This window comes from Streptomyces sp. NPDC048349, from assembly GCF_040651925.1.
In the GTDB taxonomy this organism is placed as follows: domain Bacteria; phylum Actinomycetota; class Actinomycetes; order Streptomycetales; family Streptomycetaceae; genus Streptomyces.
Window position 1 is genome coordinate 13,593 of the sequence record NZ_JBEZLA010000055.1, and the last position, 15,845, is coordinate 29,437.

A 15,845-nucleotide genomic window follows, 5' to 3' on the forward strand; every position below is an offset into this window, starting at 1 on the left:
GTGTACGGGCGGCGGACAGGTGTCGTACGGGTCCTGGCGGCGCGGACGGCGGGGTCGCGTGATCGGGGCGGGCGGGCGGCCTGGATCCATTTCAGGTCAGGGCGCGCGACGCCAACGCAGGCGGGCGGCCCGCATCGTGACCTGTTGTCAAGTCTCGTGCGCTGAACGGATAAGATCCCGGGCTGTTGTCCAATGATCTTTCGCATTCGATCGTTTGAGGGTTCTGATGGTTCGAGAGGGATCGTCGCCCGGCAGTCCAGGGCCCACCTCACCCGTCGTGTGGGCGTTGCCCGCCCTGCTGACCGCCGCGCTCGCGGCGGTCACGGTGGCGCTGGTCTCCGCACCTGCCCGCACCCCCGTGGCGTGGGTCGGCGTCGCGGCCTTCGTCGCCGTCGCGCTCGCGTGCGGTGAGGCCGCCCGGCGCGGCAGGGCGCTCGCGGAGCTCCGTGCCACGGTCGCCGTGCAGGAGGCAGCCCTGTCGCGGCAGCAGACCGAGACCGTACGGCTGGCCGAGGCACTGCTGCCGGACGTCGTGGCGCGCCTTCGCAAGGGCGAGTTCCCGGAGGACGTGCTCGCCTCCCTGGAGGACGCCAGCACCTACCAGCCCGGGCTGACGCCCGCCTTCCGGGCCGCCCACCACGCGGTGCTGCGGTCGGTGCTCGACGCCGTGGTCGCGGAGGAGGACCTGCGCGACTCGGCGCAGCGGGCCTTCGTGAACATCGCCCGCCGCGTCCAGGCGATCGTGCACCAACAGGCCCAGGAACTGCGGGAGATGGAGGACCGGCACGGCCAGACCCCGGACGTCTTCGGCGATCTGCTCCGGCTCGACCACGGCACCGCGCTCATCGGCCGGCTCGCCGACTCCATCGCCGTGCTCGGCGGTGCGCGGCCCGGCCGCCAGTGGAACAAGGCCGTGCCGCTCTACAGCGTGCTGCGCGGGGCCATGTCCCGGATCATGGACTACCAGCGCGTGGAGCTGCATTCCGTCTCCCAGGTCGCCGTGGTGGGCCCGGCGGTCGAGCCGCTCATCCACGCGCTGGCGGAGCTGCTGGACAACGCCACCCGCTACTCCCCGCCGCAGACCAAGGTCCACCTGACCGCCGTCGACGTGAACTCGGGCATCGCGATCGAGATCGAGGACGGCGGCCTGAGCATGAGCGAGGAGGCCCGCAAGCGGGCCGAGCGCATGCTGCGCCAGGCGCAGGAGGGCATCGACCTCACCGACCTGGGAGAGACCCCGCGACTGGGCCTCGCCGTGGTCGGCCGGCTCGCGCAGGCGTACGGCTTCCGGGTGTCCTTGCGTTCCTCGGCGTACGGCGGGGTACGGGCCGTCCTCGTCGTTCCGCAGGAGCTGATCACCACCGTGTCGACCGCGACCGGCGTCGCCCACGGCATCGGCACCTCCTCGGGCCCCCGCGCGGCCCTGGAGCCGGCGGCCGCGTCCGCGCAGCCGCCCCGGCCGGCCTCGGGCCCGCAGTGGGCGGCGGAGGGGGACGGGGCTCCGGTCGTGACCGAGCGGACCCCGAACGGTCTGCCGCAGCGCCGCCGCAAGGCGCGTGCCACGGCCCACGAAGAGCCCGCAGCCGTCGAGCAGACCACGGCCGAGGTCCCCGACCGGACCGAAGCACAGCCCGGGATGTGGCTGGCCGCCTTCCAGAGCGGCCTGTCCGGGGAAAGCCGCCCCGCCGGAACCCACATCGCGGACAGCCAGACACCAGACGCCTCGCCGGCCTCGGCGAGCAAGGGGGAACAGCCATGAGTCAGCAGCAGACCAATATGGACTGGATGCTCAAGGACCTGGCCGAGAGCGTTCCGCAGACCCGGCACGTCATCGTGCTCTCCGCCGACGGACTGCGGATGGCCCAGTACGGCGCGGAGACCGACACGGCCGACCGTCTCGCCGCCGCCTGCGCCGGACTGCAGAGCCTCGCCGGTGCGGTGGCCTCCGAGCTCCCCCACAGCAACGGCCGGATGCGGCTCGTCGTGATCGAGATGGACGGCGGGTTCTTCTACCTGATGGCGGCGGGCGCCGGGGCGTATCTGGCGGTACTGGCCGACGAGGGCGTCGACGCGGGGCTGATGGGCCAGCGGATGCGCGACCTCGTGGCACGGATCGGAGAGCACCTCAGCAGCCCGCCGCGCAGCGACAGGCAGCCCGCGTGAGGGACCCGGGCAACAACTGGGAAGACGGCAGTCCCGAGCGGCTGTACGTCATCACGGGCGGTCGCAGCGGACCGTTAGTTCCCAGCGGCCTCGACCTGGTCACACTGATCGTCGCCACGTCGGGGCCCCGGCCCGGCATGCAGCCGGAGCACGCGGCGATCATGCGGCTGTGCCAGGCACCCCTCTCGGTGGCCGAGATCTCCGCGTACCTCGGCCTGCCGGTGAGCGTGGTCACCGTCCTGATCGACGACCTGCTCACGGCGGGCAAGGTGCTCTCCCGCGCACCCGTGGCCCGCGCCCAACTCCCCGACCTGGCATTGATTGAGGCAGTGATCGATGGACTTCGAAAGCTCTGAGGCGTCGCCCGCCGGGCCGCGGCGCGAGGACGTACTGCCGGCCACGGCCGCCGCCGCGGTCAAGGTGGTGATCGTGGGCGGGTTCGGGGTCGGAAAGACGACCCTGGTCGGCGCGGTGAGCGAGATCCGGCCCCTGACCACCGAGGAGACGATGACCCAGGCCGGGGTCGGCGTCGACGACCCCGCGGGCGTGGAGCGCAAGACGTCCACCACCGTGGCCATGGACTTCGGCCGGATCAGCATCAACGAGGAACTGGTGCTGTACCTCTTCGGCACTCCCGGCCAGCAGCGCTTCTGGTTCCTGTGGCGCGGTCTGTTCGAGGGCGCGCTGGGCGCGGTGGTCCTGGTCGACACCCGTCGGCTGGAGGTCAGCTTCGACGTGATCGGCCGGCTGGAGGAGCGCGGGGTGCCCTTCGTGGTCGCCGTCAACTCCTTTCCCGACGCGCCCCAGTACCCGGTCGAGGAGCTGCGCAGCGCCCTCGACCTGCCCGCGTCCGTCCCGCTGGTGCTCTGCGACGCCCGGCGCCGCGACTCCAGCCGTGACGTCCTGATGACGCTGATGCGCTATCTGCACTCCCTCGCCGTGACCCCGGAGGCATCGTGACCACTCCCCCCTCCCCCGCCGCTCCCACTCCGCCGCCGGGCTGCCCCGCGCACCGGCTCTACGGGCCGGAGGCCGAGGCCGACCCGATGGGTCTGTACGAGAAGCTGCGGGCCGAGCACGGCACGGTGGCCCCCGTCCTCCTCCAGGGCGACCTGCCGGCGTGGCTGGTGCTCGGCCACCGCGAGAACCTGGACGTGGCGCGCACCCCGTCGCGGTTCTCCCGGGACTCGCGCCGCTGGCGCGACATGCAGGAGGGGAAGGTCCCCGCGGACCATCCGCTGACCCCGGTGGCCGCCTGGCAGCCGGTGTGCAACTTCCAGGACGGCGTGGAGCACGAGCGGCTGCGCGGCGCGGTCACCGAGTCCCTGGAGCGCTTCGACCGGCGCGGCATCCGGCGGTACGTGACGCGCTTCGCCGACCAGCTGATCGACTCGTTCGCCGAGACGGGGCGCGTCGATCTGGTCGGTGACTTCGCCGAGCCGCTGCCGATGCTGGTGATGACCCAGCTGGTCGGTATGCCGGACTCCTACGGCCCGCGCCTCGTCGAGGCCGCCCGCGACATGCTCAGGGGCACCGAGACGGCCGTCGCCAGCAACGCGTACATCACGGACGCGCTGTTCCAGCTGGTGAGCCGCAAGCGGGCGGTGCCCGGCCGGGACTTCACCTCCTGGCTGCTGGAACACTCCTCGTCGCTGTCCGACGCGGAGATCATCGAGCACCTGCGGCTGGTGCTGATCGCGGCGTTCGAGACGACGGCCAACCTGATCGCCAACACGCTGCGGGTGGTGCTCACCGACGGCCGGTTCCGCGCGAACCTCTCCGGCGGCCACATGACCCTGCCCGATGCCCTGGAGCAGGTGCTGTGGGACGAGCCTCCGCTCACCACGATCCTGGGCCGCTGGGCGACGGGCGACACGGAGCTCGGCGGCCAGCAGATCAAGGCCGGCGACATGCTGCTGCTCGGCCTCGCCGCGGGCAACGTGGACCCGGAGATCCGTCCCGACCTCTCCGCCCCGGTGAACGGGAACCGTTCGCACCTGGCCTTCAGCGGGGGCCCGCACGAGTGCCCCGGTCAGGACATCGGGCGGGCCATCGCAGACACCGGCATCGACACCCTGCTGACGCGCCTGCCCGACGTGGAACTGGCCGTTCCGGAGGCGGACCTGCGGTGGACGGCCTCGCTCATGTCCCGCCATCTGGTGGCGCTCCCGGTGCGGTTCACCCCCCGCGGCAGCACGGTCACGGGCAGCACGCCCGTACCCCCGACGGCGCCCGCGCCGCCGGCCGCCCCGTTCTTCGAGGAGCGGCCGCCCGCCCGGGCGCCCTGGTGGGCACGGCTGCTGCGACGCCGCTGATCAGCCGTCGAGCTGCTGCCACCACCAGGCGATGGCCGGGATCGGCAGCGGCTCGAGGCTGGGGTCGCTGGGCGTGTCCCGCCAGGTGATCTCGTACGACGCGCCCTCGACCGGGAGTTCGTTGCGGTTGCGGGGGCTGGCGTAGCGCGGTGCGAGGTTCTGCCACTCGATGCAGCCCGACACGTAGTGGCCGAGCGAGTCGAGGTAGCGGCCGAGCTGCTCGTCGGCGCCCCCGGCGAGCTGCTCGCGCAGCCGGACGAAGAGGGTCATGGCACGGTCCCGCAGGGCCACGGCCGGGACCAGTGCCTCGCGCGGAGTACATCCGTGGTGCCGGGCGACGACGTTGAGCAGGTTCTGCTCCCAGGGCTCCTGGTGGTCCTCCTTGTTGTACGAGTAGAGGTCGTTGTCGCAGGAGACGATGAAGCCCGCGGCGTCGGTGAGGGCCTGTACGGACGGCGAGTACAGGACCTCGGCCGGTACGCGGATGCCGTTGGCCGCGTCGCACCAGGTCAGGGTGAAACGGGTGCCGTTGACCGACATCCGCATCGCCGCGAAGTCGTTGAGGGAGGGCATGACCCCGCGCTCGGCGTTGGAGGTCTGCCAGCCGGCTCCGAACAGCCAGTCCCGGGTCCCCTCGGTGAACCTGCGCAGCTGGAACGGCGTGAGCAGGGCGCGGGTGCGGGCCACGAGGTCCTCGAGGGCCTCGGTGAGCGGGCCCGGCGGCAGCAGCCCGGAGCCGGGGGCCTCGATGGAGCGGACCAGCCGCATGCTGTGGTCCGCGATGTCCGCGGTGCGGGTGGCGGTGGACCCGGAGTCCTGCCAGTCGTCGACCGCGTTGGCCCAGTAGTTCCACTCGATGAACAGCAGCACCGGCTCCACGTCGCCGTACGGGATGATGCGGCTGGTGAAGTCGGCGCTGTGGGTGGCCAGACCCCAGGCGCGCTCAGTGGCGTCGGGGTAGATGCCGAAGTCGTCGATCCATTGCGTCGCCCGCTCTTCGAGCTCGGCGGCCTTGGGATGGATCAGCCCTTCGTTGAACGGGCAGTAGAACGGCGGCAGTTGCCAGCCGATGCGCGAGGGGTGGGCGTCCTTGTCGTACACGGGAGGCATGGTCAGCTGCCCCCGCCCAGCCGGAAGAGCAGCTGTCTGGTCTCCAGCGCGTGGTCGCGCCAGACGCGGAACAGCTTGCCGTGCGTGATGGTCGATTCCCTCAGCCGCTCGCAGGACCAGGCGGAGGGCGTTTTGGTGCGCTCGATCCGGTCCAGCTCGGCGGTATTCCAGGCCATGGACTGGACCCAGAACTCGGCGACCCGGTCGGTGAGGTCCTCGTCCTGCTCCAGCTCGAACCCGGCGGCCTCGGCGGCGGCGATGTACTCGGTGAGGGTGCCGAGGCGGGTCTTGTAGTAGCCGTCGATGAACTCGGTCCACTCGGGACGGCGGATGAAGTGCTCCTGTATCCCGAACCACCCGCCCGGCTTCAGGGCTTTGGCGACCACCTCGAAGAGCCGCTCTCGGTCCATGTAGCCGGAGCTCTCGTTGGCGTAGGCGGCGTCGTACCTCTGCTCGGTGCGGAACGCGTGGACGTCGGCCAGCAGCGGGGTCACCCGGTCGCCGACGCCGGCCTGGTGCGCGAACCGCTCGATGAGGGGCACGTGTTCTTCCGCGACGGTGAGGCCGGTGACGGTCGTACCGTGCTCCTGCGCCCAGTAGAGCGCGCTGCCTCCGAGCCCGCAGCCGATGTCGAGGAGCCGGGCGGGCGGGGTGGTGTACGCGCCCCAGGTCCGGGCGGCGTGGTCGACTATCGCCTCCTGGGACTCGACGATGCGGCACTTGATCACGCGCTGGGAGACCGTGGTGTTGGGTGCCGCGCCGGGAGCGAAGAGCCCCACGTGGAAGTGGACCCGCGGTCCCGGACCGTACTTGTGGAGGATGTCAGCCGTCTTCCGGCTGTAGTAGAGCGGCACTTGGCTCTCGTCGAACGCCCGGCCACCAGTGTGGGGCTGGATGACGAGGTTGCTGTCCATCGGTTCTCCGGTTTTGCGGTCACGTGGGGGTGTTCATCGGCCGCCCCACTCTGCCCATCTGCGATCGGTAAAACGACTTGATCACACAGGCATTGAGCATAGTCACACATGAAATGGCGCGATTTCCGGCCAAGTTGGTCGCATATGGCGATGGGTCAGACCCCGTGGCCGCCGTGTTCCGTCGGTACGCACAGCACCGGGACCGGCGAGAGGTGCAGGAGCTTGTGCGGGGTGGACCCCAGGAGGGCTCCGCGGATCGGGCTGTCGCCCCAGGTGCCGACGATGATGACGCGCGCGTGGTGCCGCCGGGCGGCGTCGAGCAGGGCCTGCGCGGGCCTGTCGTCGACCACCTCGACCATCGAGGGCACACCCGCCTCGTCGGCGGCTTCCACGGCGTGCGCCAGGGCGCTGCGGCCGGCCTGCCGGACGGCTTCCCGGTGCGCCCGGTACTCCTCGCCGCCGGCGCCGGGGGCGGCGGCCCCGTAGACGAGGACGAGCGGCTCCCCGAAGGCGGTGGCGACCTCGAGCGCCACGCGCAGCGCCCGCTCCGCGCCGGGCGACTCGTCGTATCCGAGGACGACGGACATCGCGGCTCCTCAGCTCTTCCGGCCGTGGACGAGGTCCGGATCGGCGACCCCGCGGCGCTCCTGCCAGAACGTGCCGTCCCGCAGCCGCCAGAAGCACATGACGAGAACGCCGACGACGGCGATGGCGATGCCGATGACCAGCGGTGGGCCGAGCCCGAACCAGGACACCCCGCCGGCGGAGTTCTCCGGGTCGGACATGTCGCCGACCGACTCCACCAGCAGCCAGCCGAGCAGACCGGCGCCGAGGACCGGGCCGAGGCCGATGAGCAGGAAGTTGTGCGCGTTCTCCAGCAGGTGGCGCCGGTAGTAGACGGCGCAGGCCAGCCCGGTGAGCGCGTAGTAGAAGGCGATGAGCAGGGACAGCGCGGTCAGCGAGTCCAGGAGCGCGTTCTCGCTGATCTGGTTGACGACGAGGTACCAGCCGATCGCGATGCCCGCCACCCACCACGTGCTCACGTCCGGGGTCCTGAACCGCGGGTGGATGTGCGCCAGGCCGTGCGGCAGCGCGTGGCGGCGGGCCATGGACAGGGCGGTGCGGGAGGCGGGGATGATCGTGGTCTGGGTGGAGGCGAGGGCCGAGGTGCACACCGCCAGGAGGACCACCCAGTCCCAGCCGCCCATGACCTCGTGGGCCAGCACGGCGAAGACGGCCTCCTCCTCGACGGCGTTCTCGGCGAGGAATGCGGTGCCCGCGTAGCCGACGACGGCGAAGCCGACGGACAGGTAGGTCACGAGCAGGACCACCGTCGACCAGATGCCGGCCTTGCCGGGCGCCGTGGCGGAGTTCTGCACCTCCTCGGTGAGGTTGACCGCCGACTCCCAGCCCCAGTAGATGAACACGCCGAGGAGCAGGCCGCCGGTCAGTGCCGCGCCGCCGGCGCCGAAGGGGTTGAGCCAGGTGACGGACGGCTCGATCGCGTCGAGGGTGCTGGTCCCGGCGTAGATCCGGTAGAGGGCGACCACCGCGAAGGTCAGGAGGAAGAAGACCTGGGCGAGGATGAGCACGTCCTGGAGGTGGGCCGACAGCTCGGTGCCGATGACGCAGACGGCGGTCATGGCCACGATCACGCTCACGGTGAGGCTCTGGCGGACCACGTCGTGGGCGGCCCAGTCGTCGAGTCCGGCGGCGAGCAGACCGAAGGTGACGGCGACGTCCGCCAGCGAGCCGATGACCAGGACGCCGGTCATGGCGATGGCCCAGCCGCCGAGCCAGCCCGCCCACGGGCCCATGGCCCGGGTGACCCACGAGAAGGTCGTGCCGCAGTCCTGGTCGACCTTGTTGAGGTAGTAGAAGGCGGCGGCGATCAGGAGCATCGGGACGAAGGAGGCCAGCATCACGCCCGGCGCGTAGATCCCGACGAGGGCCACGATCGGCCCGAGCACGGCCGCCAGGGAGTAGGCGGGCGAGGTCGAGTTCAGGCCGATGACCAGCGCGTCGAGGAACCCGATCGCGTTGGCCTTCAGCCCCTGCTCCGGGGCCGCGGCCTGCGGGCCCTCGCGGCCCGCGCTGTCTTCGGACATGTACGCATGGTCACCCGCCGACGACGACCGCGCGCGGCGGCAGACCCCTACGGGCGGGTGTTCCAGCCCGCGATCACGGGGAGCCCGTGCTCCGTGGAGAGCGTGCTGACGGTGCCGGTGCGCAGCAGGAACAGCCGGCCCTCCGCCGGGCCCAGGCCCAGGTAGCGGGCGGTGAGGACGCGCAGGAAGTGGCCGTGGGCGACGATGACCACGTTGCCGCCGTCCGCGCGCAGCACCGGGGCGACCCGGGCCAGGGCGCGGTCCGCGCGGGCGCCCACCTGGGCGGCGCTCTCGCCGGGATGCTCCTCGTCGCCGGGCGGCACCCCGTGGGTCCACAGGGACCAGTCGGGTGTGGTCCGCTGGATCTCCGCGGTGGTGACGCCCTCGTAGCCTCCGTAGTCCCACTCGTACAGGTCCGGGTCGGTCACTGTGCCGGTGAGCCCCGCGAGCTCGGCCGTGGCGACGGCCCTGCGCAGCGGGCTGGTCAGGACGAGCGCCGGATGGCGGTCGCGGAAGTAGGGGGCCAGCGAGACGGCCTCGTCGACCCCGCGCGCGGTCAGCGGGACGTCGGTGCGCCCGGTGTGCCGCCCGTCGGCGCTCCACGCCGTCTCGCCGTGCCTCACCAGCAGCAGGTCGCTCATCCTCCGGACCCTAAGCCCTCCGGCATGTCGGCGGCGCGGGCCCCCGTGCGCGTGTCACTGTCGGGCCTCATGAAGGTGGGTGCGCGTGCCGTGCGTCCGACGCTGACGGGGCTGATGCTCGTCCTGACCGCGGTCACCGGGCTGGTCGAGGCGGTGAGCCTGCTCGCCCTCGGGCCGGTGTTCACGGCGATGCAGACGGGCAACGTGCTCTTCCTCGCGTTCGGGCTGGCGGGGGCGGGCAGCCTGCCCGCCGCCTCGGCCGCGCTGTCGCTGGCGGCGTTCGCCGGCGGGGCGGTGCTCGGGGCGCGCCTGGAGTCGGCCGCGGAGGCCCGGGGGTGGCGCTGGCTCGGGGTCGGCCTGTACGCCGAGGCCGCGCTGATCCTGGCCGGGGCGGCCCTCGGGTGGGGGGTGGCGCCGCGGTACGGGCATCCGGCCGCCGTGCACCTGGCGGTGACCGGCCTGCTGGCGGCGGCCATGGGCATCCGTACGGTGACGAGCATGCGGGTGGCCCTGCCCGGCGTGCCGACGACTCTGGTCACCCGGTCGATGACGGCGCTGGTCGGCAGCTCGGCGCTGGGGCACGACCATGCCTTCGGCTACGGGACGGGAGCCTGGCGGCGCCGGGCCCTGGCCGTGCTGGCGATGTTCACGGGCGGGCTGGCCGGGGCCCTGCTGGTGCGGGCCGGATGGACGGTGGGCGAGCTGCTGCTGCCCGCCGGGGCCGTGGTGCCGGCGGTGGCCCTCGCGCACCGGGCCCTGCCCCGGCTGCACACCGGATGACCTGGGCCGTTGGTACAGTCGCGACATGGCGGTGGACGAGCTGGACACGAGGATCCTGCGCCTGCTGATCGAGCAGCCGCGCACCAGCGTCCGCGAGTACGCACGGATCCTGGGCGTCGCCCGCGGCACCCTGCAGGCCCGGCTGGACCGGCTCGAGCGCACCGGGGTGATCACCGGGACGGGGCCTTCGCTCTCCCCCGCCGCGCTGGGGCATCCGGTGCTGGCCTTCGTGCACATCGAGGTGACCCAGGGGCATCTGGACGACGTGGGCGAGGCGCTGGCGGCCGTGCCCGAGATCATCGAGGCCTTCTCCATCACCGGTGGCGGGGACCTGCTCACCCGCGTGGCGGCCCGGGACAACGCGCACCTGGAGGACGTGATCCAGCGGTTGATCCAGCTGCCCGGGGTGGTCCGCACCCGCACCGAGGTGGCGTTGCGCGAGCGGGTCGCGCACCGGTTGCTGCCGCTGGTCGAGTCCGTGGGACGGGCGGCTCGCAAAGCCTGACAGGATGGTACGGACAGGACGCGACCGGCAGGACGGGCACAACGGATGATTTCCGTCATATTCGATCTCGACGGCACCCTCGTGGACAGCGAGCCGAACTACTACGAGTCGGGGCGCCGCACCCTGGAGCGGCACGGGGTGCCCGAGTTCACCTGGGAGCAGCACTCCCGCTTCATCGGCATCGGCACCCTGGAAACGCTGGAGATCCTCAAGGAACGGTACGCGATCCCGGCGCCGGTGGAACAGTTGCTCGCCGAACAGAACGCCTCCTACCTGGAACTGGCCCGCGCGGGCACCGAAGTCTTCCCGCAGATGCGCACGTTGGTGGAGCGGCTGTGCGCCGAGGGCGTGCCGATGGCGGTGGCCTCCGGTTCCTCGCGCGGGGCGATCGACGCGGTGCTGTCCGGTACCGGTCTGGACGCGCTGCTGACGACCGTGGTCTCGGCCGAGGAGGTCGAGCACGGCAAGCCTGCCCCGGACGTCTTCCTGGAAGCGGCCCGCCGGCTGGGAGCCGAGCCCGCCGACTGCGTGGTCGTCGAGGACGCGGCGCCGGGGGCCCTGGCGGCCCGTGCGGCCGGCATGGCGTGCGTTGCGGTCCCGTACGTGGCCGCGACCGCGCACGACGCCGCGTTCGCGCAGGCCGGGCTGCTCTTCCCGGGCGGGCAGCGGGAGTTCACGGCGGACGCGGCGTACGACTGGCTGACCGCGCGCTCCGCGCCCTGACTCCGGCCGGGACCGCGGGGGCCGCGACCGCCCGTCGGAGGCGGCCGCTTTCCGACGCACCGTCCTCTGGTGTCCCGGCACGGCGGCTGCCACGATGCCTGCGTGACCGCCACCACGCTGCCCCGGGGCGCCGGGAGCGGGCCGCGCCAGTGGCCCCTGCTCGGGAACCTGCCCGCCTTCGCCCGTGATCCGCTGGCCTTCTTCGAGTCGCTGCGCGACGACTACGGCGACTGGGTGCCGTGGGCGCTCGGGCCGCAGCGCAACGTGCTCGTCTCGCGGCCCGAACACGCCGGCGAGCTGCTCGGGGCTGTGGAGGGCACCTTCAAGCCGATGGAACTGGGCTGGGCCTTCCACCAGTTGCTGGGCGACGGGGTCGTCCTGGCCACCGGGGACGACTGGCGTCGCAAGCGCGCCCTGGTCCAGCCCGCCGTGCGGCCGCGCCAAGTGCGCGCGTACGCCGCCACGATGGTGGAGTGCGCGGACGCGCTCGCCCGCGGGTGGCGCGAGGGCGACCGGATCGACGTGCACCGGGAGATGGCCGGACTCACCCAGCGGATCGCCGTGCGCACGCTGTTCGGCAGCGACGCCGCCGGCCGGGAGGCGCCCATCAGCGCGGCCATGGCCACGGCCCAGCGGGAGCTGGGAGCCGAGTTCCGGGGGGTGACGCTGTTCCTGCCGCCCTGGGTGCGGACGCCGGGCCGGCGCCGGATGCGCGAGGCGGTGGCGGTCCTGGACCGGGAGATCGAGCACGTCATACGCGAGCACGAGGCGGCTTCGGCCGCCGGGGCCGAGCGGGACGACCTGCTGAGCCGGCTGCTCGCGGCCCGCGACGAACACGGCGCGCCGCTGTCCCGCAAGGAGCTGCGGGACGAGTCGATCACCCTCTACATCGGCGGTCACGAGACCACCTCGACCACTTTGACCTGGGCCTGGCAGCTGCTGTCCGGGGCTCCCGCGGCGCGGGCCCGGCTCACCGAGGAGCTGGACCGGGTGCTCGGCGGACGGCTGCCGGCGTACGAGGACTACGCGCGGCTCACCTGGACCCAGCAGGTGGTCAAGGAGGCGCTGCGGATCTATCCGCCGATATGGCTGATCTCGGCGGTGGCCGGGGAGGGAGCGAGCATCGGCGGGCGCCCCGTGGCCGCGGGGACCGGGGTGTGGACCAGCCCGTGGTCGATGCACCGGGACGAGCGCTGGTTCCCGGATCCGGAGGCGTTCCGGCCCGAGCGGTGGGACGCGGACGCCCCGCATCCTGTGCCCGAACACGCCTGGATCCCCTTCGGCGGCGGTCCGCGGGCCTGTCTGGGCGCGCGGTTCGCGCTGGTGGAGGCCGCGCTCGTGCTGGCGGTACTGGCGCAGCGGTTCCACCTGGACAGCGGGAGCGAGCCGGCGGGGGTCTTCCCGGGGCTCACCCTGCAGCCGTCAGGACCGGTGCGGGCGACGCTGCGCCCGGCCCGGGGGGTGTCTCTCGGGGCGGGCCCCGGCGGGGAAGATCCGGCCGCACCCCAGAGTTAGTAGAACCGTGAACGATATGACGCGGGACAGGGCTGCGGCCGTGGACGTGGACGTGGTGGTGGTCGGGGCCGGACAGGCGGGCTTGTCCAGCGCCTACCACCTCGCCCGTGCGGGGATCGACCACGTGGTCCTGGACCACGCGCCCCGTCCGGGCGGGGCCTGGCAGTTCCGCTGGCCCTCGCTCACCTACGGCCGGGTCCACGGGATGCACGCCCTGCCCGGGATGGAACTGACCGGCGCCGATCCGCTGCGGCCCTCCTCCGAGGTGATCGGCGCGTACTTCGCGGCCTACGAGGACCGCTTCGGCCTGCGCGTACGGCGGCCCGTGGACGTCTCGGCGGTCCGCGGCGGCGCCGACGGCCGGCTGCTGGTCGCATCCTCGGCGGGCACCTGGTCCGCCCGGGCCCTGATCAACGCCACCGGCACCTGGGACCGGCCGTTCTGGCCGCGCTACCCGGGGCAGGAGGCCTTCCGGGGCCGGCAGCTGCACACCGCGAACTACCCCGGACCCCAGGAGTTCGCCGGAGCCCGGGTGATCGTCGTGGGCGGCGGCACCTCGGCGGTGCAGCACCTGCTGGAGATCGCGGAGGTCGCCGCGGAGACGACCTGGGTGACCCGGCGGCCCCCGGTCTTCCGCGACGGCGGCTTCGGCGAGGCCGAGGGCCGGGCGGCGGTCGCCCTGGTGGACGAGCGCGTACGCCGGGGACTGCCGCCGCAGAGCGTGGTCAGCGTGACCGGGCTCCCGCTGAACGAGGCCGTACGGGCCGGGCTCGACTCGGGGGTGCTGGACCGCCGGCCCGTGTTCGACCGGATCACCCGCACGGGCGCCGTCTGGGCGGACGGCAGCCGGGTGGAGGCGGACGTCATCCTGTGGGCGACCGGGTTCCGCGCGGCCGTCGACCACCTGGCGCCGCTGCGCCTGCGCGAACCGGGCGGCGGCATCCGCGTCGAGGGGACCAGGGCCGTGCGCGACGAGCGGATCCACCTCGTCGGCTACGGCCCGTCGGCGTCGACCATCGGGGCCAACCGCGCGGGCGGGGCCGCGGTCCGCGAGATCCGCCGGCTGCTGGCCCGCCAACCCGCCGGGGAGCCGGTCGCGGCTCCCGTGGGCTGAGCCCTCAGTCGAGCTCCGGTCCGTCGAGCGGGAACGTCCGGTCCGGGGTTCCGCCGGCGGCGGCGGCCTCCCGGGTCGGGTACACGCGGCCCGTCCCGTCCCGGACGTCCAGAACGGGGTCCGTCCAGTTCTCGGTGTCCTGCGGGACGAGGATGCGCGTGGTGCCGCGCTCCGCGTCGTGGATCAGCAGGGAGACGATGTTGTAGAGCTGGTTGCCGATGTCACCCATCCCCTGGTGCGGGTGGTCCTGCGGCCCTTCGATCCGGATGGTGAAGAACCGCTCGTCCTCCCAGAAGCCGCCCTTGTCCAGCCCCTCGCCCTCCCCCACGCGCACGCCGTCCACCCAGAGCCGGGCCTCGAACGGGTGGTCGCGGAACAGCAGCACCGAGCGGTGGGTGTCGCCGGCGGTGAACGTCACGTCGATCTCGTGCCGCGACCAGCAGTCGAGGAAACTGCTGCACGCCCCGGGGATCCCCCCGTGCCGGTAGCTCTCGATCCTTCCTCCCGGCGGTACGTCGGGATCCTGGCTGCAGATCTCGGCGAAGCGGCAGGCCCTGTCCTCGCGCCGGGTGCAGCCGAGCCCCATCGCTGCGATGTCGCGCGGCGCGGCCTGCGAGAGCAGCTCTCCCAGCCGGTCCACGTAGCGGTCCTCGCCGACCAGAGCGAGCAGGTCGGCCTCGTCGAACCACCAGTGGAGCAGGTCCACGCCGACCGGCGAACGGGCCAGCCAGCCGCGCCACTCGGCCGCGTCGCGGCCCCATCGCCGGGCCACCCGATCGGTCGCTTCCCGCTCGGCGGCCGCAGCGGCCTCGGCAGCCGCGTCCAGGCGCCCCTGGACGCGCTCTTCCGACGCCTGCGCGTCGAACTCGTTCCCGGCCGTCGTTTCCGCCTGTGTCCCGACCGGTGCTCCGGCCGCTGCCTCGGACTTCGCCCCGGCCTTCGTCTTCGCTCTCCATGGCCACTTCACGGTGCGCCCCGCCCCCTCGGTCCTCGCGTCCGTCAGGCCGCCGATCGTAGGACCGCCTCCGGGGCCGGCGCCTCTTCATTTCCCGGGGGCAGCCCCCTGGTTGGGGCGGGAGCCCGCCCGGGCGCGGATCCGGTTGAACTCCGCCACGTGCTTCTTGTGTTCCTCGTACGTCGTCGAGAAGCGGGTGTCCCCCGGTTTGACGGTGACGAAGAACAGCCAGGTGCCGGGCGTCGGCGCGACCGCGGCCGCCATGGCCTCCAGTCCGGGGCTGTCGATCGGCGTGGGCGGCAGTCCCTGGCGTTCGTAGCTGTTGAAGGGGCTGTCGATCCGGGTGTCGCTGAAGGTGGTGTCCACGGTGCTGCGGTTCAGCGCGTAGTTGAGGGTGGAGTCCATCTGGAGCGGCATCGACTTCGCCAGCCGGTTGTGCACCACCCGCGCGACCTTGCCCATGTCGGCGCGGCTGTCGGCCTCCGCCTCGATGATGCTGGCCAGGGTGGCGGTCTGGTACGGGGTCATCCCGTGGGCCCTGCTGCCGTCCGCGACGGCCCGGGTGGCGAGCCGCTCGTTCGCGGTCCGCACCATGGAGGCGAGCAGGGTGTGCGCGGTGGTCCGCGAGGTCACCGGGTAGGTGGCCGGGAAGAGGTAGCCCTCCGGATTGCCCTTCGCCTCGGCGGGCAGCGCCAGGTCCGCGGCGGCCACGGCCGCCTTGGCGGAACCGGGCGGAAGCTTCAGCTCGCGGTCGATCGCCGCATACACCTGGGAGGCCCGCCAGCCTTCGGGGATCGTCAGCCGGCGTGGCTTCTCCGGCTCTGGACCACCTCTCAGCAGCGGGACGAGGGTGACCGCCCCGATCGCGAGCAGCGTGCCGAGGAGGAGCGCCAGCCGGCCCCGGCGGGTGAGCCGGGAACGGCGCTGTGGCGGCCGGTACTCATGACGCATGCGGGCACGCTAACCCGCACGGCGCCGCGTGTCCGGCATCCACCCCGCGCA

General features: G+C 72.9%; 17 protein-coding genes. 10 read left to right on the plus strand and 7 right to left on the minus strand.

From position 1 onward, the window contains the following. The first annotated feature begins 226 nt into the window (after nt 1-226). From AB0D44_RS26140 to AB0D44_RS26160, 5 genes are read left to right on the plus strand one after another with little or no spacing between them, the layout of a single operon-like run. A complete protein-coding gene (locus AB0D44_RS26140) occupies nt 227-1,759 on the plus strand; it encodes an ATP-binding protein (RefSeq protein WP_362595259.1) in 1,533 nt (510 codons plus the stop codon). Then, nucleotides 1,756-2,163: a roadblock/LC7 domain-containing protein gene (locus tag AB0D44_RS26145; protein ID WP_362595261.1), complete on the plus strand. Its 408-nt coding sequence runs from the start codon at nt 1,756-1,758 to the stop codon at nt 2,161-2,163. Before AB0D44_RS26140 ends, AB0D44_RS26145 begins: the two co-directional genes overlap by 4 nt. Then, entirely contained in the window at nt 2,160-2,519 is a 360-nt protein-coding gene (locus AB0D44_RS26150) for a DUF742 domain-containing protein (protein WP_362595263.1), read from the plus strand. The genes AB0D44_RS26145 and AB0D44_RS26150 overlap by 4 nt, the downstream gene beginning before the upstream one ends. Next, nucleotides 2,500-3,123 carry an ATP/GTP-binding protein gene (locus AB0D44_RS26155; protein WP_362595265.1) on the plus strand — a complete coding sequence of 208 codons (624 nt, stop codon included), beginning with the start codon at nt 2,500-2,502 and terminating at the stop codon, nt 3,121-3,123. Before AB0D44_RS26150 ends, AB0D44_RS26155 begins: the two co-directional genes overlap by 20 nt. Further along, a complete protein-coding gene (locus tag AB0D44_RS26160) occupies nt 3,120-4,478 on the plus strand; it encodes a cytochrome P450 (protein ID WP_362595267.1) in 1,359 nt (452 codons plus the stop codon). The genes AB0D44_RS26155 and AB0D44_RS26160 overlap by 4 nt, the downstream gene beginning before the upstream one ends. Here AB0D44_RS26160 and AB0D44_RS26165 read toward each other — a convergent pair whose 3' ends face one another. The 5 genes from AB0D44_RS26165 to AB0D44_RS26185 form a co-directional block, all read right to left on the minus strand. Then, nucleotides 4,479-5,588, minus strand: a complete 1,110-nt coding sequence (locus AB0D44_RS26165; protein ID WP_362595269.1) for a hypothetical protein — start codon at nt 5,586-5,588, stop codon at nt 4,479-4,481. Nucleotides 5,589-5,590: 2 nt separating this feature from the next. Next, a complete protein-coding gene (locus AB0D44_RS26170; RefSeq protein ID WP_362595271.1) occupies nt 5,591-6,502 on the minus strand; it encodes a methyltransferase domain-containing protein in 912 nt (303 codons plus the stop codon). Between the two features lie 155 nt (nt 6,503-6,657). Beyond that, nucleotides 6,658-7,089 carry a universal stress protein gene (locus tag AB0D44_RS26175; RefSeq protein WP_362595273.1) on the minus strand — a complete coding sequence of 144 codons (432 nt, stop codon included), beginning with the start codon at nt 7,087-7,089 and terminating at the stop codon, nt 6,658-6,660. A 9-nt stretch (nt 7,090-7,098) separates the two neighbouring features. Next, a complete protein-coding gene (locus AB0D44_RS26180) occupies nt 7,099-8,610 on the minus strand; it encodes an APC family permease (RefSeq protein ID WP_362595275.1) in 1,512 nt (503 codons plus the stop codon). Between the two features lie 47 nt (nt 8,611-8,657). Continuing rightward, on the minus strand, nt 8,658-9,251 hold the full coding sequence (locus tag AB0D44_RS26185; RefSeq protein WP_362595277.1) for a histidine phosphatase family protein: 594 nt from the start codon (nt 9,249-9,251) through the stop codon (nt 8,658-8,660). Nucleotides 9,252-9,341: 90 nt separating this feature from the next. Here AB0D44_RS26185 and AB0D44_RS26190 point away from each other — a divergent pair, with 90 nt between their 5' ends. From AB0D44_RS26190 to AB0D44_RS26210, 5 genes are all read left to right on the plus strand, one after another. Next, nucleotides 9,342-10,031 (plus strand): YoaK family protein, encoded by a 690-nt coding sequence (locus AB0D44_RS26190; protein ID WP_362595279.1) that lies wholly within the window; start codon nt 9,342-9,344, stop codon nt 10,029-10,031. 25 nt (nt 10,032-10,056) lie between these two features. Next, nucleotides 10,057-10,536 carry an Lrp/AsnC family transcriptional regulator gene (locus AB0D44_RS26195; RefSeq protein WP_362595281.1) on the plus strand — a complete coding sequence of 160 codons (480 nt, stop codon included), beginning with the start codon at nt 10,057-10,059 and terminating at the stop codon, nt 10,534-10,536. Between the two features lie 45 nt (nt 10,537-10,581). Continuing rightward, entirely contained in the window at nt 10,582-11,259 is a 678-nt protein-coding gene (locus AB0D44_RS26200; RefSeq protein WP_362595283.1) for an HAD family phosphatase, read from the plus strand. A 102-nt stretch (nt 11,260-11,361) separates the two neighbouring features. Continuing rightward, the gene (locus tag AB0D44_RS26205; protein ID WP_362595285.1) at nt 11,362-12,774 is read left to right on the plus strand and encodes a cytochrome P450; all 1,413 of its coding nucleotides are present in this window, start codon (nt 11,362-11,364) and stop codon (nt 12,772-12,774) included. 16 nt (nt 12,775-12,790) lie between these two features. Further along, nucleotides 12,791-13,888 (plus strand): FAD-dependent oxidoreductase, encoded by a 1,098-nt coding sequence (locus AB0D44_RS26210; protein WP_362595287.1) that lies wholly within the window; start codon nt 12,791-12,793, stop codon nt 13,886-13,888. Nucleotides 13,889-13,892: 4 nt separating this feature from the next. Here the strand turns inward: AB0D44_RS26210 and AB0D44_RS26215 are convergent, their stop codons facing one another. Continuing rightward, a complete protein-coding gene (locus AB0D44_RS26215; RefSeq protein ID WP_362595289.1) occupies nt 13,893-14,855 on the minus strand; it encodes a hypothetical protein in 963 nt (320 codons plus the stop codon). A 75-nt stretch (nt 14,856-14,930) separates the two neighbouring features. After that, complete coding sequence (mltG, locus tag AB0D44_RS26220) at nt 14,931-15,794, minus strand: endolytic transglycosylase MltG (RefSeq protein ID WP_362595291.1); 864 nt, start codon at nt 15,792-15,794, stop codon at nt 14,931-14,933. Nucleotides 15,795-15,845 lie beyond the last annotated feature (51 nt).